The organism is Paracoccus versutus, from assembly GCF_000763885.1.
GTDB classification, from domain to species: Bacteria; Pseudomonadota; Alphaproteobacteria; order Rhodobacterales; family Rhodobacteraceae; genus Paracoccus; species Paracoccus versutus.
The window spans coordinates 55,528-72,264 of the sequence record NZ_JRKO01000008.1 but is presented as its reverse complement, the minus strand read 5'-3'; the positions used below and the strand labels follow the sequence as shown (position 1 = coordinate 72,264).

The 16,737-nt window shown below is 70.4% G+C and carries 22 protein-coding genes; 12 read left to right on the top strand and 10 right to left on the bottom strand.

What is annotated here, in order from left to right:
• The first annotated feature begins 17 nt into the window (after window positions 1-17).
• Entirely contained in the window at window positions 18-1,109 is a 1,092-nt protein-coding gene (locus tag IT40_RS04950; RefSeq protein WP_036751357.1) for an SPOR domain-containing protein, read from the top strand.
• A gap of 7 nt (window positions 1,110-1,116) precedes the next feature.
• Here the strand turns inward: IT40_RS04950 and IT40_RS04945 are convergent, their stop codons facing one another.
• The 3 genes from IT40_RS04945 to IT40_RS04935 form a co-directional block, all read right to left on the bottom strand.
• Window positions 1,117-2,136 (bottom strand): hypothetical protein, encoded by a 1,020-nt coding sequence (locus tag IT40_RS04945; protein ID WP_036751356.1) that lies wholly within the window; start codon window positions 2,134-2,136, stop codon window positions 1,117-1,119.
• A gap of 354 nt (window positions 2,137-2,490) precedes the next feature.
• The gene (gene rpoH / locus IT40_RS04940; RefSeq protein ID WP_036751355.1) at window positions 2,491-3,396 is read right to left on the bottom strand and encodes an RNA polymerase sigma factor RpoH; all 906 of its coding nucleotides are present in this window, start codon (window positions 3,394-3,396) and stop codon (window positions 2,491-2,493) included.
• A gap of 66 nt (window positions 3,397-3,462) precedes the next feature.
• Complete coding sequence (locus IT40_RS04935) at window positions 3,463-4,488, bottom strand: RluA family pseudouridine synthase (RefSeq protein WP_084196871.1); 1,026 nt, start codon at window positions 4,486-4,488, stop codon at window positions 3,463-3,465.
• Here IT40_RS04935 and IT40_RS04930 point away from each other — a divergent pair.
• Window positions 4,487-4,792 carry a DUF6476 family protein gene (locus IT40_RS04930; protein WP_240540274.1) on the top strand — a complete coding sequence of 102 codons (306 nt, stop codon included), beginning with the start codon at window positions 4,487-4,489 and terminating at the stop codon, window positions 4,790-4,792. The genes IT40_RS04935 and IT40_RS04930 overlap by 2 nt on opposite strands.
• On the opposite strand, the gene IT40_RS04925 is transcribed toward IT40_RS04930, so the two are convergent.
• Window positions 4,783-5,076: an accessory factor UbiK family protein gene (locus tag IT40_RS04925; protein WP_036751352.1), complete on the bottom strand. Its 294-nt coding sequence runs from the start codon at window positions 5,074-5,076 to the stop codon at window positions 4,783-4,785. The genes IT40_RS04930 and IT40_RS04925 overlap by 10 nt on opposite strands.
• Window positions 5,077-5,202: 126 nt before the next feature.
• On the opposite strand from IT40_RS04925, the gene lgt reads away from it, so the two are divergent.
• From lgt to pgeF, 3 genes are read left to right on the top strand one after another with little or no spacing between them, the layout of a single operon-like run.
• A complete protein-coding gene (lgt, locus tag IT40_RS04920; protein WP_036751350.1) occupies window positions 5,203-6,093 on the top strand; it encodes a prolipoprotein diacylglyceryl transferase in 891 nt (296 codons plus the stop codon).
• Window positions 6,090-7,154 (top strand): class I SAM-dependent methyltransferase, encoded by a 1,065-nt coding sequence (locus IT40_RS04915; RefSeq protein ID WP_036751348.1) that lies wholly within the window; start codon window positions 6,090-6,092, stop codon window positions 7,152-7,154. The genes lgt and IT40_RS04915 overlap by 4 nt, the downstream gene beginning before the upstream one ends.
• The gene (gene pgeF / locus IT40_RS04910) at window positions 7,138-7,902 is read left to right on the top strand and encodes a peptidoglycan editing factor PgeF (RefSeq protein ID WP_036751345.1); all 765 of its coding nucleotides are present in this window, start codon (window positions 7,138-7,140) and stop codon (window positions 7,900-7,902) included. The genes IT40_RS04915 and pgeF overlap by 17 nt, the downstream gene beginning before the upstream one ends.
• 52 nt (window positions 7,903-7,954) lie before the next feature.
• Here pgeF and IT40_RS04905 read toward each other — a convergent pair whose 3' ends face one another.
• A complete protein-coding gene (locus tag IT40_RS04905; protein WP_139293892.1) occupies window positions 7,955-8,164 on the bottom strand; it encodes a hypothetical protein in 210 nt (69 codons plus the stop codon).
• Window positions 8,165-8,421: 257 nt separating this feature from the next.
• On the opposite strand from IT40_RS04905, the gene IT40_RS04900 reads away from it, so the two are divergent.
• Entirely contained in the window at window positions 8,422-9,045 is a 624-nt protein-coding gene (locus tag IT40_RS04900; RefSeq protein WP_083538973.1) for a recombinase family protein, read from the top strand.
• Here IT40_RS04900 and IT40_RS04895 read toward each other — a convergent pair.
• A complete protein-coding gene (locus tag IT40_RS04895) occupies window positions 9,042-9,542 on the bottom strand; it encodes an Lrp/AsnC family transcriptional regulator (RefSeq protein ID WP_036751341.1) in 501 nt (166 codons plus the stop codon). The genes IT40_RS04900 and IT40_RS04895 overlap by 4 nt on opposite strands.
• Window positions 9,543-9,705: 163 nt before the next feature.
• On the opposite strand from IT40_RS04895, the gene trxB reads away from it, so the two are divergent.
• On the top strand, window positions 9,706-10,722 hold the full coding sequence (gene trxB, locus IT40_RS04890; protein WP_052095752.1) for a thioredoxin-disulfide reductase: 1,017 nt from the start codon (window positions 9,706-9,708) through the stop codon (window positions 10,720-10,722).
• Window positions 10,722-11,540 carry a bifunctional sulfate adenylyltransferase/adenylylsulfate kinase gene (locus IT40_RS04885; RefSeq protein WP_036751339.1) on the top strand — a complete coding sequence of 273 codons (819 nt, stop codon included), beginning with the start codon at window positions 10,722-10,724 and terminating at the stop codon, window positions 11,538-11,540. The genes trxB and IT40_RS04885 overlap by 1 nt, the downstream gene beginning before the upstream one ends.
• Window positions 11,541-11,668: 128 nt before the next feature.
• Here the strand turns inward: IT40_RS04885 and IT40_RS04880 are convergent, their stop codons facing one another.
• From IT40_RS04880 to IT40_RS04870, 3 genes are all read right to left on the bottom strand, one after another.
• Window positions 11,669-11,896: a DUF1150 family protein gene (locus IT40_RS04880; protein WP_036751337.1), complete on the bottom strand. Its 228-nt coding sequence runs from the start codon at window positions 11,894-11,896 to the stop codon at window positions 11,669-11,671.
• A 13-nt stretch (window positions 11,897-11,909) separates the two neighbouring features.
• Window positions 11,910-12,320, bottom strand: a complete 411-nt coding sequence (locus tag IT40_RS04875) for an Hsp20 family protein (protein ID WP_036751335.1) — start codon at window positions 12,318-12,320, stop codon at window positions 11,910-11,912.
• Window positions 12,321-12,440: 120 nt separating this feature from the next.
• Complete coding sequence (locus tag IT40_RS04870) at window positions 12,441-13,031, bottom strand: hypothetical protein (protein WP_036751333.1); 591 nt, start codon at window positions 13,029-13,031, stop codon at window positions 12,441-12,443.
• Between the two features lie 163 nt (window positions 13,032-13,194).
• On the opposite strand from IT40_RS04870, the gene IT40_RS04865 reads away from it, so the two are divergent.
• The 3 genes from IT40_RS04865 to IT40_RS04855 are packed head-to-tail and all read left to right on the top strand — an operon-like array spanning window position 13,195 to window position 15,023.
• Entirely contained in the window at window positions 13,195-13,413 is a 219-nt protein-coding gene (locus tag IT40_RS04865) for a YdcH family protein (RefSeq protein WP_036751331.1), read from the top strand.
• A gap of 52 nt (window positions 13,414-13,465) precedes the next feature.
• A complete protein-coding gene (gene purE / locus IT40_RS04860; RefSeq protein WP_052095751.1) occupies window positions 13,466-13,987 on the top strand; it encodes a 5-(carboxyamino)imidazole ribonucleotide mutase in 522 nt (173 codons plus the stop codon).
• Window positions 13,980-15,023 (top strand): 5-(carboxyamino)imidazole ribonucleotide synthase, encoded by a 1,044-nt coding sequence (locus IT40_RS04855; RefSeq protein ID WP_036751329.1) that lies wholly within the window; start codon window positions 13,980-13,982, stop codon window positions 15,021-15,023. The genes purE and IT40_RS04855 overlap by 8 nt, the downstream gene beginning before the upstream one ends.
• Here the strand turns inward: IT40_RS04855 and cobD are convergent.
• Window positions 15,007-15,984, bottom strand: coding sequence for a threonine-phosphate decarboxylase CobD (cobD, locus tag IT40_RS04850; RefSeq protein ID WP_036751326.1), 978 nt, complete (start codon window positions 15,982-15,984; stop codon window positions 15,007-15,009). The genes IT40_RS04855 and cobD overlap by 17 nt on opposite strands.
• 224 nt (window positions 15,985-16,208) lie before the next feature.
• Here cobD and IT40_RS04845 point away from each other — a divergent pair, with 224 nt between their 5' ends.
• Window positions 16,209-16,709, top strand: coding sequence for a type III secretion system chaperone family protein (locus tag IT40_RS04845; protein ID WP_036751324.1), 501 nt, complete (start codon window positions 16,209-16,211; stop codon window positions 16,707-16,709).
• Window positions 16,710-16,737: the final 28 nt, after the last annotated feature.

The window sequence follows — 16,737 nt, the reverse complement described above, 5'->3', positions numbered from 1 at the left end:
GATTCGAGGATGGGGCCATGCGGGCAATTCTGTGGCTGATGCTGGCGCTGCTGCCGGGGCTTGCGCTGGCGCAAGCGCCGCGCCCGGCCGAAGAGCCGCCGGCGGATTTCCCGGCGCGGCAATATATCGACAGCCGCGGCTGCGTCTTTTTACGCGACGATCTGGGCGGCTGGGCCGCGCGGCTGGCGCGCGACGGCACGCCGATCTGCGGCTATCCGCCGACGCTTTCCGCCCGCGGCGCCCAGGGCGAGCCGAAGCTGCGGGCACTCGCCCCGGCGGCCGGGCGCAGCCGGGCCGAACTGCTGGAAGAGGCGCTGTCGCAGCAAGTCGTCACCAACCTGCGCCCCGGCGAACTGGCCAGCGATCCCCGGCCGATGGAGCATCTGCCGGATCTGGGCCCCGAGCCGCATTCCCCCGCCCCGGCCGATGCGCTGCGGGCGGCGCTGGCGGCGGCGCCGGCGCTGCGCCAGGGCATGGGCGCCGCCCTGCATCCGAACCGGCGGCTGTGCGAGTTGCTGGGCTATGACGACGGGCCGGGCGCGGCCGGGCTGGACGATCCGACGCAGGGCTATTGCGCGGGGATGCCGAAGTCCGAACTGTCGCGGCTCAGCTTCATGCGCCCGGTGAGCAGTGCGGCGGGAGCCGGGCCGACCGCCTCCCCTGTCAGCGAAACCGCCGCCGGAACCGCCGCCGGAACCGCCGCCGGAACCGCCGTCGAAACCGCCCGGCCGGTGCCGCCTCCTGCCGCCCGGCCGGCGGCGCAAAAGCCGGCTCCCGCCAAGCCTGCACCCGTATCCGCACCCGTGGCCAAGGCCCCCGAGGCGTCGCGCGGCAAGGCGCCGGCATCCCCTGCCGCGCCGCCCGCGGTCGGGATGATCCCCGCCGGGGCGCGCTATGTCCAGGTCGGCACCTTCGCCGATCCGCGCAATGCCGAACGCGCAGCCGCGCGCATCGCGCAGATGGGCTATCCGTTGCTGCGCGGCAAGGACCAGGCCGGCGGGCGCGAGGTGCAGTTCCTTGTCGCCGGCCCCTTCCCGGACCGGGAAAGCATCGTCCGGGCGCTCGACGCCATCCGCAAGGCCGGGTTCCGCGATGCCTTTCCCCGCTGACCGGGGGTCACTGGTCGCAGATCTCCTGCAGCGCGATCCATTCGCGGTCGGCAAGCACGGGGCGCGGCTCGGCCGTGCGAAAGGGATCGGCCTCGATCAGGCCCAGCACCGCCTCTCCGGTCGGATCCAGCGAGCGGGCATAGGGCTCGCTCGAGATGCCGGCGCGGGTGAAATAGGCCAGCAGCGGCTCGTCCTCGGGGCGGGGCAGGGGGCCGGCCAGCAGTTTCTCGCCATAGCCCGACAGCGATTTCGCCGGCAGCGTCCCGGCGGTCAGCAGGTGAAAGGTGGCGCGCGGCCCGGCATGGCGCAGCGCCGCCAGCAGCGGGTCGTCGCGGACCGCCGCCGCCTGGGCGGCCAGGATATGGCCGGCCGCGACCTCGGGCGTCACCTGGCCCGCGATCAGGTCTTCGCCGATGACGGTGATCGGGCCGGGCAGGCGAAGGGCGCCGCGCAGGCTGGCCGGCACCACCACGATCTGCGCATCCGGGCCGATCAGCCGCATCGCCAGCTTCTGGCGCACCATGTCGCCCGCGGGGCGCGAACAGGGGCTGCCGGTGGTCTTGGCGATCTCGGCCAGCACAATGCGCCCGATCTCGGCCCGCTGCGCCGGGGGGGCGATGTCGGCGGCGTGGCGCACCAGCGCCGGCGGCACCCAGAACACCGCCAGCAGCGCCATGGCCCCGGCGGCGCTCAGCATCAGCCCGCCGCGCAGCCGGCCGGGATGCGGCTTGCTGGCCTCGATCACCTGATGCACCTTGGAAATGGCCGAGATCATCAGCTCGTCGTCGATCTCCAGCTCTTCGCCGGCATCGAGGCCGCCCGGCGCATAGCGCGCCGGCAGCTTGCCGGGGTTGAGCCGGGTGACGGCGGGCAGCGACCAATGCGCCAGCGGCACCTCGGAACGCGGATCGGTCAACACCAAGGTCGCATCCCCGAAGGAAACGATGACGTCGCGCAGCTGCGATCTGGGCGATTCGCGCCAGATTCCTGCGGCTTCCAGCCTTTGATATTGGTTCAGCGCCGTCATTTGCGCGCCATCGGCCCTTGCTGTCCTGTCCCGACCATAAGCCAAGCCGGGCGGCGGTCAACTCTGCCCGCTGTCACGATAATTTCCCCGCCGGGGCCACGGCTTGCAAGGGGCGTCGCGCCGGAAAACCGACCGGCCTGCGCGGACATGGCCAGCCCCAGGCCGCGCGCGCCCGGCCGGGACGGGTCCGCGGGCCCGTCCTGCCCGCCGCCCCGCGGCCTTCGGGCGCCTTCGGCCGGGAAGGCGGGCGCCGGCAAGAGAGGGCACGGCGCCGAACCCCCTGCGCGGCCTTTGCGCAAGGGGTCGCCAGCGGCTGCGGGGGAAGGGAGCGGGCCGGCCGGCGCCAAGGCCGGGTCAGGCGGTTTCGGGCACGGTCATGCCGCGCTCGCGGGCCAGTTCGCGGATGCGGTTCTGCAGCTTCTCGAAGGCGCGGACCTCGATCTGGCGGATCCGCTCGCGCGAGACCTCGTAGCGCGTCGAAAGATCCTCGAGCGTCATCGGGTCGTCGCGCAGCCGGCGCTCCATCAGGATGTCCTTTTCGCGGTCGTTCAGCACGTCCATGGCGGCAAGCAGCATCTCGCGCCGTGCCGAAAGCTCGTCGGCCTCGGCAAAGGCCTGGGCCTGGTCGGCGTCCTCGTCCTCCAGCCAGTCCTGCCATTGCGCGGTCGATTCGCCGTCGCCGGACCCGACCGTGGCGTTCAGCGAGGCATCGCCCCCCGAAAGCCGGCGGTTCATGTCGATGACCTCCTGCTCGGTCACGTTCAGGTCATGGGCGATCTGGGCGACGTTTTCGGGGCGCAGGTCGCCTTCCTCCAGCGCGCCCAGCCGCGACTTGGCCTTGCGCAGGTTGAAGAACAGCTTCTTCTGCGCCGAGGTGGTGCCCATCTTGACCAGCGACCAGGACCGCAGGATGTATTCCTGGATCGAGGCGCGGATCCACCACATCGCATAGGTGGCCAGGCGAAAGCCCTTTTCCGGGTCGAAGCGCTTGACCGCCTGCATCAGGCCCACGTTCGCCTCGGAGATGACCTCGGCCTGCGGCAGGCCATAGCCGCGATAGCCCATGGCGATCTTGGCGGCGAGCCGCAGGTGGCTCGTCACCAGCTTCTGCGCGGCCTCGGCGTCCTGGTGGTCGACCCAGGCCTTGGCCAGCATGTATTCCTCTTCCGGTTCCAGCAGGGGAAACTTGCGGATCTCCTGCAAATAGCGGTTCAGGCCCTGTTCGGGGCTGGGTGCCGGAAGGTTGGTGTAGTTCGCCATCTGAAAATTCCCTGTCCCGCGCTTGGGCGGGTAATTGTGAACGCTGTCGGTGCGCTCCGGGTTCCGTCAGCCCGGTGCCCGGCGCAAGGTCGCCAGCAAGCCGGCCATGTCGGGCGGCAGCGGGCTGGCAAAGGTCAGCGCCTGGCCGCTGACCGGGTGGTCGAAGCCCAGCTCGGCCGCGTGCAGGGCCTGGCGGGGAAAGGCGGCGACGGCCGCGGCGGCATCCGCCCCCAGCGCCCGGACCGAGGCCCGCCTGTTGCCACCATAGACCGGGTCGCCGACCAGGCCCAATCCCGCATGGGCCATATGCACGCGGATTTGATGCGTCCGCCCCGTCTCCAGCCGGCATTCGACCAGCATGGCGGCGGGGGGCGTGCCGAAGGTCTCGATCACGCGGGCGCGGGTCACGGCATGGCGCCCGTTCTGGAAGCTGACCGCCTGGCGCTGCCGGTCGCCGGGATGGCGGCCGATCAGCGTGGCGATGCGCAGCACGCCGCCCGGCTCGAACCCCACGCCCGGCAGGCCGCGCAGCCGCGCATCGGCCGGGTCGATCATGCCATGCGCGACGGCCAGGTAGCGCCGCCGCGCCGTGTGGTCGGCGAATTGCCGCGCCAGCCCCTGGTGCGCGCGGTCGGTCTTGGCCACCACCAGCAGGCCCGAGGTTTCCTTGTCGATGCGATGCACGATGCCGGGCCGGGCCGCGCCGCCGATGCCCGACAGGCTGCCCGCGCAATGGGCCAGCAGCGCATTGACCAGCGTGCCGTTGGGCGCGCCGGGCGCGGGATGGACCACCATGCCGGCGGGCTTGTCCACCACGATCAGGTCGCCGTCCTCGTAGGCGATCGACAGCGGGATCGGCTCGGGCTGCGCGTCCAGGGGCTCGGGCGCGCCGATCTCGACCAGGTAGTCGCCGGTCTCGGCCCGCGCCTTGCCGTCCGTGACCCGCCCCGAGGGCCCCCGGACCGCACCCTCGGCGATCAGCCGGGCCAGGCGCGAGCGCGACAGCGCCGCCTGCTCTGGCGCGGCAAGGGCAAGCGCCTTATCAAGGCGCTCGGACAGTCCTTCGGGGATGGTGATGAGGATTTCGGCCATGGCACGGGATGATAGGCTGGATGCGGGACCAGAGGAAGCGTTGCCGATGCTGCGCTGGCTGCGCATCCTGGTGACGGCCCTGGCGGCGGTGATGGGCATCGGCATGCTGGTGATCGCGGCGCTGCTGTGGCTGCGCCTGTCGCAGCCGCCGCTGCCCGAACTGCCCGAGCAGGTCGCCCTGCCCGAGGGCGCGGTGCCCGCCGCCGTCACCTTTGCCCGCGACTGGCTGGTGGTGGTGACCGAGGCGGGCGAGGTGCTGCTTTACGACAGGCAGGGCCGGCTGCGCGAAACGGTTCAGCCCTGACCCTCGCCGGTGCCGAGCGGGCCGGTCGAACTGACCGAGGCCACGCCCTTGCCCTCCAGCGCGTCGAGGCGGGCGCGCAGCTCGGCATTCTCGGACCGGGCCTTGATCGCCATTTCGCGCACCGCCTCGAATTCCTCGCGGGTGACGAAATCGCGCTCGGCCAGCCAGCGGTCGATCCAGCCGTTGAAGGCGGTCTGCGCCTCGTCCTTGGCGCCCTGGGCCACGCCCATGGCATTGGTCATCAATTTCGAGAGATCGTCGAGAAAGCGGTTGTTCGCGGTCATGGCGGGCCTTTCGGTTCAGCGAGACCCCCTATATGGCGCTCGGGGCGCGGCTGTTCAATTGCCTGACAGCGCCGGTTGACACCCGGCCGCCCCCGCGTAGCCTGCCCGCGCCGAAACGAGGAGCCCATGATCCCATTTCCCGACATTTCGCCCGAGATCTTCACCATCCATCTTTTCGGCATGGAATTCTCGTTGCGCTGGTATGCGCTGGCCTATCTGGCCGGGCTGCTGATCGGCTGGCGCATCATCGTCGCGCTGATGCGGCGGCCGCGGCTTTGGGGCGACGCGGCGCCCATGCCGCCCGAGCGGGTCGAGGAATTGCTGACCTGGGTGATCGTCGGCGTGGTCCTGGGCGGGCGGCTGGGCTTCGTGCTGTTCTACGAGCCGGGCTATTACCTGGCCAATCCGGGGCAGATCCCGGTGCTCTGGCAGGGCGGCATGTCCTTTCACGGCGGCTTCCTGGGCGTGGTGCTGGCTTCCTGGTGGTATTGCCGGCGCCACGGCATCCCGGCGCTGCGGCTGGCGGATGCGCTGTCGGTGGCGACCCCGATCGGCCTGGGCCTGGGCCGGGTGGCGAATTTCATCAATGCCGAGCTGTGGGGCCGGCCGACCGATGCGCCCTGGGGCGTGGTCTTTCCCGGCGAGGCGGCGCAGAACTGCCCCGGCGTCACCGGCCCCTGCGCCCGCCACCCGAGCCAGCTTTACGAGGCCGGGCTGGAGGGCGTGCTGCTGGCCGCCCTGCTTCTGCTGCTGGTCCGGGCCGGGGGGCTGCGCCGGCCGGGGCAGGCGCTGGGGCTGTTCCTGACCGGCTATGGCCTGTCGCGTTTCGTCGTCGAGTTCTTCCGCCAGGCCGATGCGCAATTCATCACCCCCGACAATCCGCTGGGCCATGTGCTGGGCGGGGCGGTCTGGGGCGTGACCATGGGCCAGCTGCTGTCGCTGCCGATGGTGCTGGTCGGGCTGGCCTTCCTGGCGCGCGCCCGCGCCCGGCCGGCGGTGCCGCAAGGCGCGGCATGACGCCGCTCGGACGCCTGATCGCCGCGCAGATCCGGCTGTCGGGGCCCATGGCCCTGGACGAATACATGCGGCTTTGCCTGCTCCATCCCCAGCATGGCTATTACGCCACCCGCGACCCCTTCGGCGCGGGCGGCGATTTCACCACCGCGCCCGAGATCAGCCAGATCTTCGGCGAGATGATCGGCCTGGCGCTGGCGCAGGCCTGGCTGGACCAGGGCCGTCCCGCGCCTTTTACCTTGGCGGAAATCGGGCCGGGGCGCGGCACGCTGATGGCCGACATCCTGCGCGCCATCCGCATCGTGCCCGGCATGGCCGAGGCGGCGCGGGTGGCGCTGGTCGAGGTCTCGCCGCACCTGCGCCGGGTGCAGCGCGACAGGCTGGGCGACATCGCCCACCTGGACGATGTGTCGCAGCTGCCGCAGGCGCCGCTGTTCCTGGTCGCGAACGAGTTCTTCGACGCCCTGCCGATCCGCCAGTTCCAGCGCGGCGTGCAGGGCTGGGCCGAGCGGGTGGTGGCGCTGAATGCCCAGGGCGGGTTGGAGATGGGGCTGGTCCCGGCGGCCGATGCCGCGCTGCCTGCCGCGCCCCAGGGCGTGATCCGCGAAACCTGCCCCGAGGCCCTGCCGATCGTCGCGCAGGTCGCCGGGCGGATCGCCGCGCATGGCGGCTGCGCCATCCTTGTCGACTATGGCGGCTGGGACGGGCAGGGCGACACCTTCCAGGCCCTGCGCCGCCACCGGCCCGAAGATCCGCTGGCCAATCCGGGCGAGGCCGACCTGACCGCGCATGTCGATTTCGCCCCCCTGGCCGCGGCGGCGCGCGGGGCGGGGGCGCGCGTCTCGCGCATGGCGACGCAGGGCGACTGGCTGAAGCGGCTGGGGATCGAGGCGCGCGCGCAGCGCCTGGCGCGTCTGGGCGATGCGGGTGCGATGGCCGCGCTTCATCGCTTGACCGCACCCGATGAAATGGGACACTTGTTCAAGGTGCTGGCCTTATGGGCTCGCCATGCGCCCGTCCCCGCCGGATTCGAGCCCCTGGACGACGATGCAGACGACGCTTGAGATCCTGACCCATCCGCTGCTCGCCTCGGTGCGGCATGGCTTCTTCACCCGGCGCGGCGGCGCCTCCTCGGGGCTGTTTTCGGGGCTGAACTGCGGCTACGGCTCCAGCGACCAGGCCGAGATCGTCAGCATCAACCGCGCCCGCGTGGCCGCGGCGATGGGCGTGCCGCCCGCCGGGCTTGCCACCGTGCATCAGGTCCATTCCGCCGAGATCGCGGTGCTGCGCGCCGGCGACGACCCGGCCGCCGTCGCCGGGATGCGCGCCGACGGCATCGTCACCGACCAGCCCGGCGTGGCGCTGGCGGTGCTGACCGCCGATTGCCAGCCAATCCTGCTGGCCGACCCCGAGGCGGGGGTGATCGGCGCCGTCCATGCCGGCTGGCGCGGGGCGCTTTCCGGCGTGATCGAGGCGGCGGTCGGCGCGATGAACGACCTGGGCGCCAGCCGCATCCGCGCGGTGATCGGCCCCACGATCAGCCAGCGCGCCTATGAGGTCGGCGAGGATTTCATGGACGAGTTCCTGGCCGAGGAACCCGGCTATCACCGCTTCTTCGCCGGCGGGCCCAACGGGCGGCCGATGTTCGACCTGCCTTCGTTCGGCCTGATGCGCCTGCGCGAGGCCGGGGTCGAGGCGGAATGGACGCGGCATTGCACCTATTCCGACCCGGACCGCTTCTTTTCCTATCGCCGCAGCACGCATCAGAACCAGGCGGATTACGGCCGGCTGATCTCGGCGATTGCGTTGTAGGGCGCTGGCCAGGGCTGCCCGGGGCGCTGCACCAAGCCGTCGGCTGCGGCCGTCATTCCTCGGGGCGGTATCCGTGCCGGTTGCGCGCCATGGCGATGGCGGTCGAGCGGCGCACCGACCGGGCAAAGGACAGCACCAGCGCCGCGGCCATGACAAAGGCCACCCCGCCCAGCGAGTAGGATAGAAAAATCCAGCCCAGCGACAGCTTGAACCCCAGCGCCAGCCCGGCGCCGGCCAGGCCGCCCGCAACCCCGGCGAGCATATAAAAGACGACCTCGCCGCCATGGAAGCGGCCGTTTTCCTCGCCCCCCTCGCATCCGTCCCTGACGGGTGCGGCAAAACGGAACCCTTTGCACATAATGGACAAAAGGGGAGAAGCCCCGTAAGAAATCCAGCTTTCGCTGGAGTAAATCAGGTTGCGAGGTGCCGTGTCAAAAGGGTTCCGTTTTGTCAATGCGTTCGGGGCGGGCGATGCGGCGGGCGAAACGTATCGCACCGGGCCGAACCTGGGGATTTCGCATGAAAATTGGCTATGCACGGGTGTCGACCGAGGACCAGCGGCTGGATCTTCAACTGACGGCGCTGAAACGCGCGGGATGCGTCAAGGTATTCAAGGACCATGGCCTGTCCGGTTCGGCCATGGCCCGGCCGGGGCTAAAGCGGATGCTGGCCTCGTTGCGGTCCGGGCAGACGCTGGTCGTCTGGCGGCTTGACCGGCTGGGCCGGTCGCTGGTCGGCCTGGTCGAGATCGTCGACGAACTGGGCCGGCGGGGCATCGACTTCCAGTCGCTGACCGAAGAGGTGAATACCGCCTCGCCCGGCGGGCGGCTGGTCTTTCACATCATGGCCGCGCTGGCCGAGTTCGAGCGCACCCTGATCAGCGAGCGCACCAAGGCCGGCATGGCCGAGGCACAGCGCCGCGGCAGCCATGTCGGCCGCCCGCCCATCCTGTCCGAACAGCAGGTGGCCGAGGCGATCCGCGCCGTCGAGACCGAGTCGATCAAGAGCATTGCGGCCCGATACGGCATCCACGCCCGCACCTTGCAGCGCCAGTTCCGCAAGGTGCAGGGAACCGACCGAACTGCGCAGGAAGCGGCGCCGCCGCGGGGAATTTTCGTGCCCGGCCGGTTGCCCCCGCCTTAGCCGACCATCGCCGCGCGTTCCTCGACGATGCTGAAGGGCACGCCCGGCTCGTCCTTGGCGCAGCGGATCACCAGCGAGGTCTTGACCGAGGCCACGTTCGGCGCCGCCGTCAGCTTCTCGGTCAGGAAGCGCTGGAAGCTGGTCAGGTCGGGCGAGACGCATTTCAGGATGAAGTCGATCTCGCCGTTCAGCATGTGGCATTCGCGGACCAGCGGCCATTCGCAGGCCAGCGCCTCGAAGGCGGAAAGGTCGCGCTCGGACTGGCTCATCAGCCGGACCATGGCAAAGACCTGCACCTCGAAGCCCAGCTCGCGCGCGTCGATGTCGGCATGGTAGCCGCGGATATAGCCCATCTCCTCCAGCGCGCGGACGCGGCGCAGGCAGGGCGGGGCGGAAATGCCGACGCGGCGGGCCAGCTCGACATTGGTCATGCGGCCGTCGGCCTGCAACTCTGCCAGAATTTTGCGGTCGATTTCGTCAAGTCTGGCGGCGGTCATCGCATCCCCTGGTTTGCCTTGCGGGCAAAAAACATGCCGGAAACTATCCCGCGGGGCCGGATTGCGCAACATTCTTTCCACCGATGCGCGAAGGGGCCTTATGGATTGCATGCGGGGCCGGCGGTGATTAGCTAAGGCTGCGCCAAGCGAGAGGTTTCCTGCCATGTCCCATGTTCCCGCCGAGATCGCCGCCGATGCCAGCCTGCCCGCCCACAGCCGCGTGCTGATCGTGGGCTCGGGACCGGCCGGCTATACCGCCGCCGTCTATGCCGCGCGCGCGATGCTTTCGCCGGTGCTGATCCAGGGCATGCAGCCGGGCGGCCAGCTGACCATCACCACCGAGGTCGAGAACTGGCCGGGCGAGACCGAGATCCAGGGCCCCGACCTGATGGTCAGGATGGAGGCGCATGCCCGCGCCATGGGCGCGCGCGTCTTCGTCGATACGGTGACGCGGCTGGACCTGGACCGGCGGCCCTTCGTGGCGGAACTTGATTCGGGCGCGCGCATCACCGCGGATGCGGTGATCCTGGCCACGGGCGCACAGGCGCGCTGGCTGGGCCTGCCCAGCGAAGAGAAGTTCAAGGGCTTCGGCGTCTCGGCCTGCGCGACCTGCGACGGCTTCTTCTATCGCGGCCGCGAGGTCGTGGTGGTGGGCGGCGGCAATACCGCGGTCGAGGAGGCGCTGTTCCTGACCAATTTCGCCAGCAAGGTGACGCTGGTCCATCGCCGCGACAGCCTGCGGGCCGAAAAGATCCTGCAGGACCGGCTGTTCCGCAATCCCAAGGTCAGCGTGCTGTGGGATCACGAGCTGGTCGAGGTGCAGGGCGAGAGCCAGCCGCCCGGCGTGACCGGCGTCAGGGTGCGCCATGTCCGGCAGGGGACCGAGCAGGTGGTGCCGGCGGACGGCGTCTTCATCGCCATCGGCCATGCGCCGGCCTCGGAACTGGTCAAGGACCAGCTGGAGCTGCATCACGGCGGCTATGTCAAGGTCGAGCCGGGCACGACCCGGACCTCGATCCCCGGCGTCTTTGCCGCCGGCGACCTGACCGACCATGTCTATCGCCAGGCGGTGACCAGCGCCGGCATGGGCTGCATGGCGGCGCTGGACGCCGAGCGCTACCTGGCCGAGCATGACATGGCCGGCGAGCCGAACCCGCACGCGGCCGAGATCCCGGCCTGATGGCCGGGCCCTTGCCGCATCACCAGCCGATCCGCGCGCTTCTGGTCAGCCCCGAGGCCGGGCAGAAGCTGCGGGCCGAGGCGGCGCGCATGGCCGCCTGGGATCTGACGCCCCGGCAATCGGCCGACCTGGGCCTGCTGATCGGCGGCGGCTTCCTTCCGCTGCGGGGCTTTCTGACCCAGGCGGATTACGATTCGGTGCTGGCGGGGATGCGGCTGGCCTCGGGCGCGCTCTGGTCCATGCCGCTGGTGCTGGAGGTCGATGCGGATTTCGCGGCCAGGGTCGAGCCGGGCGAGGACATCGCCATGCGCAGTCCCGGCGGCGCGGTCATGGCCATCCTGTCGGTTACGGACAAATGGAGCCCGGACGGGGTCGAAGGCGCGGATCTGCCGGGCGCGGCCGGGCCGGTCTGCCTGGGCGGGCCGGTCAAGGGGCTGCAAGTCGAGGGGCTGGAAGGTGGGGGGCTGGAAGGCGCGGGGCTGGAAGGTGCGGGCGACGCCCATCCTGGGCCGAACGCCTGGCGGGCGCGTTTCCGTGCGCAGGGCTGCGAGCGGGTGCTGGCCTGCGATCCCGCCGATGCGGCCGCGGCGGCGCGGCTGGCCGGCGAGCTTGGCGCCGAATTGCTGACGGTCGGGGCCGAGCCGCGCCATGCCGGCCCGCGCGAGGCGCTGTGGCAGGCGCTGGTCCGGCGCAACCATGGCGCGACGCATCTGCTGCTGCCCGCCGATCCGGCCGCGCAGGCGCTGCTGCGGCAATACCGGGACGAGATCGGGCTGGAGCTGGTCGAGGCCGGGGACGGCCAGGCGCACAGCCGATAACGGCCCCTGCCGCGCGGCGGGATCGGCATTTCCTGATGCTATCGGAAGGGTGGGTGGCCGCCACACGGGCGGCGCGCATGTCGCCATCGCCGCCGCCTTGCCCGGCGGCGGCATCGGCATCCTGCGGCTTAGTGGACGCTGACCGGGGTCAGTTCGTTCTGGCGGGCCAGCAGGAAGGCCAGGCTGCGATCCTTGACCAGGGCCAGCCGCTCTCCATCCGCGCCATGCACGGCGTAAAGCGCATCGGCGCCGGGCACCTGGCGGCGCACCTCGTCGGGCAGGCTGTCCATCGCGACGCGGCGGATGTAGACGATGTTGCCCGCGCTTTCCGGGCCGAAATCGAATTTCTCGTTCATTTGCGATCCCCTTTCACTTGCGGCTGATCGGTATGGTCTGCACGATGCTGTCGGACACCGAGCGGCGCAGGTCGATGTTCAGAAGCCCGTTTTCAAGCCCCGCCGACACCACCTCGACCCCGTCCGCCAGCACGAAGCTGCGCTGGAAGGCGCGGGCCGCGATGCCCCGGTGCAGGAAGACGCGGCCTTCCTCGGCCTCGGCCTGGCGGCCGCGAACCACCAGCTGGCGGTCCTCGAGCGTGATCGACAGGTCGTCCTCGGAAAAGCCGGCCACGGCCAGCGTGATGCGAAAGCCGTTCGGCCCCTGGTGTTCGATGTTGTAGGGCGGATAGCCCTCGGCGCCCTTGGCGGCCCGTTCGGCCAGGCGTTCCAACTGATCGAACCCCAGCAGGAACGGATGAGCGGCCAGACTGATCTTGGTCATTCCCAAGCCCTTTGCATCAAAGCGACTGTCGGCCGGACCCCGGAACGGCGATCCGGCAAGACCAATATGTGGACGGAGGCCGCCGGAAACAAGGGTTTGCCGCGTCGCAGCCGCGCGGCGTCACGGCCGCAGGCCGCAGGCGGCCATCGCCGCCCGGATCGCCCGGCCCGAGCCTGCCAGTGGCAGGCTGCCGCGGCCGCGGTCGTCCGCAAGCTCGACCCCGCTGCCGCCCAGCAGCCCCGCGAGCATCGCCGAGCCGCGCGCCGCCTGGGTCGCGCGCATGCCGCCGCTTGCGGCAAAGGGCTGCGCCATCCGCCGCCCGTCGATGCGCAGCACCAGCGAGCCGGGCGAGCCGGCCATGCCCTCGACGGCGACCAGCCCCTCGCTGCCGCGCTGGCACATGTAGCTCAGCGCCAACCGCCCGGATTGCACGCGGGCGTAATGCGTCCTGCCGCCATCGGCCGTGCCGTTGCGCCAGCCCGCGCCCTGGCTGGGTGGCTGGGCGGGCTGGCGGCTGGGTGCCGCCTGCTCGCATTGCTCGGCCACGCAGGCGTGATAGCGCGGGTTCGAGGCGGGGCCGAAGTGATAGAGGCAGGAGTTGACGCAAAGCTGCATCTGCTCGCCCTCGGCTTGCGCATGGGCCGGGGCAAGCGGGGCCAGCAGCAGCGCAAGCGCAAGGGCGCAGGGCCTGAGGGGGGCGGTGCGGGGCATTGGCTTCTCCTGCATGGGGTTCGGCTGCAAGTTTCGGGCCGAAGGCCGCTTCGGGGCAAGCGTTTTTCCGAACCGGCCGGTCCGCGTTAACGCGTTCCCGCAAAACCATTAACAACGCCCGGAGGCCGCGCTATAACCAAGGCGATCCAGCCCGAGGCCCGAGATGAACGCCCAACATGAGATGTCCCATGAAGAGATCACCCGCGCCAAGCTGGAGGTGCTGCGGCGCGAGCATCGGGATCTCGACGAGGCGATCGCCGCGCTGTCGAGCCAGAGCCTGACCCATTCGCTGACCCTGCAACGGCTGAAAAAGCAGAAGCTGGCGCTGAAGGACCGCATCGCCCGGCTCGAGGACGAGCTGACCCCCGATATCATCGCCTGATTGCATGATCCCGCCCGGCGCTGTAGGGCGGGGCGCAAAAGGGGGTCGAGCCATGGAAAAAGCCGCCGAAAAGCCCGCCGAAACACCCGCCGGGAAACCTGTCGGAATCATCATGGGCAGCCAGTCCGACTGGCCGACCATGCGCGAGGCCGCCGCCATCCTGGACGAATTGGGCATCGCCTACGAGGCCCGGATCGTTTCCGCCCATCGCACGCCGGACCGGCTGTGGGACTATGGCAAGACCGCGGTGGCGCGCGGGCTCAAGGTCATCATCGCCGGCGCCGGCGGGGCCGCGCATTTGCCGGGGATGATGGCCAGCAAGACGCGGGTGCCGGTGATCGGCGTGCCGGTGCAGACCAGGGCGCTGTCGGGCGTCGATTCGCTTTATTCCATCCTGCAGATGCCCAGGGGCTATCCGGTCGCCACCATGGCCATCGGCGCGGCAGGTGCCGCCAATGCCGGGCTGATGGCGGCCGGCATCCTGGCGGTGTCCGATCCCGATCTGGCCGCGCGGCTGGATGCCTGGCGCCAGGCGCTGTCCGATTCCATCCCCGAGGAGCCGAAGGATGAGTGAACTGAAACCCGGCGCCACCATCGGCATCCTGGGCGGGGGCCAGCTGGGCCGCATGCTCTCGGTCGCGGCCAGCCGGCTGGGCTATCGCTGCCATGTCTACGAGCCGGGCGCCGCGCCGGCGGGTGACGTGGCGCATCGTCTGACCACCGCGCCCTATGAGGACGAGGCCGCGTTGCGCGCCTTTGCCGAATCGGTCGACGTCATCACCTATGAATTCGAGAACGTGCCGACGGCGGCGCTGGACCTGCTGGAATCGCTGCGCCCGATCCGGCCGAACCGCCGCGCGCTGGCCGTGTCGCAGGACCGGCTGGCGGAAAAGGATTTCCTGGCCGGCATCGGCCTGCGCACCGCCCCCTATCGCAGCGTGGAGACCGAGGCCGACCTGCCCGAGGCGCTGGCGGCGCTGGGTGCGCCCGCGATCCTCAAGACCCGGCGGCTGGGCTATGACGGCAAGGGGCAGATCCGCTTTTCCGATGCGGGGCAGCGGGACTGGACCGGCGCGCCCTCGGTGCTGGAGGGCTTCGTGGATTTCTCGGCCGAGATCAGCGTCATCGTCGCGCGCGGCGCCGACGGGCAGGTCGCGGCCTATGATCCGGGGCTGAACGTTCATCGTGACGGCATCCTGCGCACCACCACCGTGCCCTGCGGCCTTCCGGCCGGCCTCTTGACCGATGCGGTGCTGGTCGCGGGCCGCATCGTCAATGCGCTGGACTATATCGGCGTCATGGGGGTCGAACTGTTCGTGACCCGCGACGGGCTGGTGGTGAACGAGATCGCGCCGCGGGTGCATAACTCGGGGCATTGGACGCAGGCGGGCTGCGCCGTGGACCAGTTCGAGCAGCATATCCGCGCCGTGGCCGGCCTGCCGCTGGGCGACGGCCAGCGTTACGCCGATGTCGAGATGGAGAACCTGATCGGCGACGACGTGCTGCGCATCCCGGAACTGCTGAAGCAGCCGCGCGTGCAGCTTCATCTTTACGGCAAGGGCGAGGCGCGCCCCGGCCGAAAGATGGGGCATGTCAACCGGCTGCCGTAAAGGCACCGGCCAGGCGGTCGAATTCCTCGCGATTGCCGGGAATGCCCAGGCGGATCCAGTGCGGATGCCAGGGAAAGATGCGGCTCCAGATGCCGGCGCGGGCCAGCAGGTCGCATGCGGCCGGCGCGTCGGGGGTGTCGTAGAGCCGGAACAGATGCGTGCCGCCCACCAGCGGCCAATGCGGGGTGACGATCTGGTCCAGGTGCAGCGCGGCCTCGGACAGCCAGACCACGGTGTCGTCGATCCATGGCGCATCGGCCAGCGCCTGGGTGCCGATCTCCAGCGCCGGGCCGCTGACCGACCAGGGGCCGGCGCGCTCGGCCAAGCGGGCAAGCGTCTCGGGCGCGGCGATGGCAAAGCCCAGGCGCAGCCCGGCAAGGCCCCAGAACTTGCCGAAGCTGCGCAGCACGGTGACGTTATCGGGCCGCGAGCCCGCCACCGACAGGTCGGGACGGGGATCGGCAAAGCTTTCGTCCACCACCAGTTGCCCGATCGTCGCGGCGATGGCGGCGACCTGCGCGGGCAGGAATTCGCGCCCGTCCGGGTTGTTCGGGTTCACGATCACCGCCAGATCGGCGCCGGCCAGCGCGGCCGGGTCGGCGGGCTCGGCCACCTCCCAGCCGGCGGCGCGCAGGCTGGCGGCATGTTCGTTATAGGTCGGCGACAGCACCGCCGCGCGCCGCCCCGGCAGCACATGCGGCAAAAGCTGGATCGCCGCCGAGGCGCCGGCCAGCGGCAGGATCTGCTCTGGCGGGCAGCCGAATCGGACGGCGGCCGCGGCGCAAAGCCGGGCGGTATCGGCGGCCGTCGGCAGCGCGGTCAGGGCATGGGCCGAAAGCGGCCCCGCCGAACTTGCCGGGTTTGGCCAGGGCCGGCGGTTGATTCCCGTGGACAGGTCGATCCAGTCCGCCCGGCCGAAGCGGCTGGCCGCCTTGTCGATGTCGCCGCCGTGGTCGCGCATGGGCAATCCTCCCTGGCCGCCCTTGAACCTGCACGAAAGCCGGCGGTCAAGCGGCGGAGCCTGGCTGTCGCGATCCGGTAACGGAATTTTCGCTTTACACCCTCGTGGAACCGGCACACGATATGTTGTAGGCGCATCCCGGAAACTACGCCGGGTGTAGTCTGGGCCACCAAGGGTTGGGGTTTCGACCTTGCCCCGCTCTCAGACAGGCAGGGGGACAGGACATGGCACAGCTGGACTTCATCCATAGCGATGACATCCATCCCATCGACATCGTGGAAACCGTCGCGGCGCATCACGAATGGGATTTCGACCGTCTGGCCGAGGACCAGATCGCCATGGCGGTCGAGGGCCAATGGCGCACCTATTCCATCACGCTGGCCTGGTCGCCGCGCGAAGAGGTGCTGCGGCTGATCTGCACCTTCGACATGGACCCTCCGGCCGAGAAGCTGCCGGCGCTCTACGAGGTCCTGAACCTGGCCAACGACCAGGTCTGGGACGGCGGCTTCACCTTCTGGGGGCCGCAGAGGCTGATGGTCTGGCGCTATGGGCTGGTGCTTTCGGGCGACGCCATCGCCAGCCCCGAGCAGATCGACCAGATGATCGGCAATGCCATCCTGGCCTGCGAGCGTTTCTATCCCTGTTTCCAGCTGGCCTGCTGGGGCGACGCCACGCCCGAGGCCGCCATGGACATCGCCATGTCCGAGGCCTACGGTCGCGCCTGAATTCCCGCCTTTGCGCGGGCCAAGTCAG

Bases quoted from the DNA above. Each gene is read 5' to 3' on its own strand.
- IT40_RS04950 (WP_036751357.1), top strand. From the start codon at position 18: ATGCGGGCAATTCTGTGGCTGATGCTGGCGCTGCTGCCGGGGCTTGCG.
- IT40_RS04945 (WP_036751356.1), bottom strand. From the start codon at position 2,136: ATGACGGCGCTGAACCAATATCAAAGGCTGGAAGCCGCAGGAATCTGG.
- rpoH (WP_036751355.1), bottom strand. From the start codon at position 3,396: ATGGCGAACTACACCAACCTTCCGGCACCCAGCCCCGAACAGGGCCTG.
- IT40_RS04930 (WP_240540274.1), top strand. From the start codon at position 4,487: ATGGCACGGGATGATAGGCTGGATGCGGGACCAGAGGAAGCGTTGCCG.
- IT40_RS04935 (WP_084196871.1), bottom strand. From the start codon at position 4,488: ATGGCCGAAATCCTCATCACCATCCCCGAAGGACTGTCCGAGCGCCTT.
- IT40_RS04925 (WP_036751352.1), bottom strand. From the start codon at position 5,076: ATGACCGCGAACAACCGCTTTCTCGACGATCTCTCGAAATTGATGACC.
- lgt (WP_036751350.1), top strand. From the start codon at position 5,203: ATGATCCCATTTCCCGACATTTCGCCCGAGATCTTCACCATCCATCTT.
- IT40_RS04915 (WP_036751348.1), top strand. From the start codon at position 6,090: ATGACGCCGCTCGGACGCCTGATCGCCGCGCAGATCCGGCTGTCGGGG.
- pgeF (WP_036751345.1), top strand. From the start codon at position 7,138: ATGCAGACGACGCTTGAGATCCTGACCCATCCGCTGCTCGCCTCGGTG.
- IT40_RS04905 (WP_139293892.1), bottom strand. From the start codon at position 8,164: ATGCTCGCCGGGGTTGCGGGCGGCCTGGCCGGCGCCGGGCTGGCGCTG.
- IT40_RS04900 (WP_083538973.1), top strand. From the start codon at position 8,422: ATGAAAATTGGCTATGCACGGGTGTCGACCGAGGACCAGCGGCTGGAT.
- IT40_RS04895 (WP_036751341.1), bottom strand. From the start codon at position 9,542: ATGACCGCCGCCAGACTTGACGAAATCGACCGCAAAATTCTGGCAGAG.
- trxB (WP_052095752.1), top strand. From the start codon at position 9,706: ATGTCCCATGTTCCCGCCGAGATCGCCGCCGATGCCAGCCTGCCCGCC.
- IT40_RS04885 (WP_036751339.1), top strand. From the start codon at position 10,722: ATGGCCGGGCCCTTGCCGCATCACCAGCCGATCCGCGCGCTTCTGGTC.
- IT40_RS04880 (WP_036751337.1), bottom strand. From the start codon at position 11,896: ATGAACGAGAAATTCGATTTCGGCCCGGAAAGCGCGGGCAACATCGTC.
- IT40_RS04875 (WP_036751335.1), bottom strand. From the start codon at position 12,320: ATGACCAAGATCAGTCTGGCCGCTCATCCGTTCCTGCTGGGGTTCGAT.
- IT40_RS04870 (WP_036751333.1), bottom strand. From the start codon at position 13,031: ATGCCCCGCACCGCCCCCCTCAGGCCCTGCGCCCTTGCGCTTGCGCTG.
- IT40_RS04865 (WP_036751331.1), top strand. From the start codon at position 13,195: ATGAACGCCCAACATGAGATGTCCCATGAAGAGATCACCCGCGCCAAG.
- purE (WP_052095751.1), top strand. From the start codon at position 13,466: ATGGAAAAAGCCGCCGAAAAGCCCGCCGAAACACCCGCCGGGAAACCT.
- IT40_RS04855 (WP_036751329.1), top strand. From the start codon at position 13,980: ATGAGTGAACTGAAACCCGGCGCCACCATCGGCATCCTGGGCGGGGGC.
- cobD (WP_036751326.1), bottom strand. From the start codon at position 15,984: ATGCGCGACCACGGCGGCGACATCGACAAGGCGGCCAGCCGCTTCGGC.
- IT40_RS04845 (WP_036751324.1), top strand. From the start codon at position 16,209: ATGGCACAGCTGGACTTCATCCATAGCGATGACATCCATCCCATCGAC.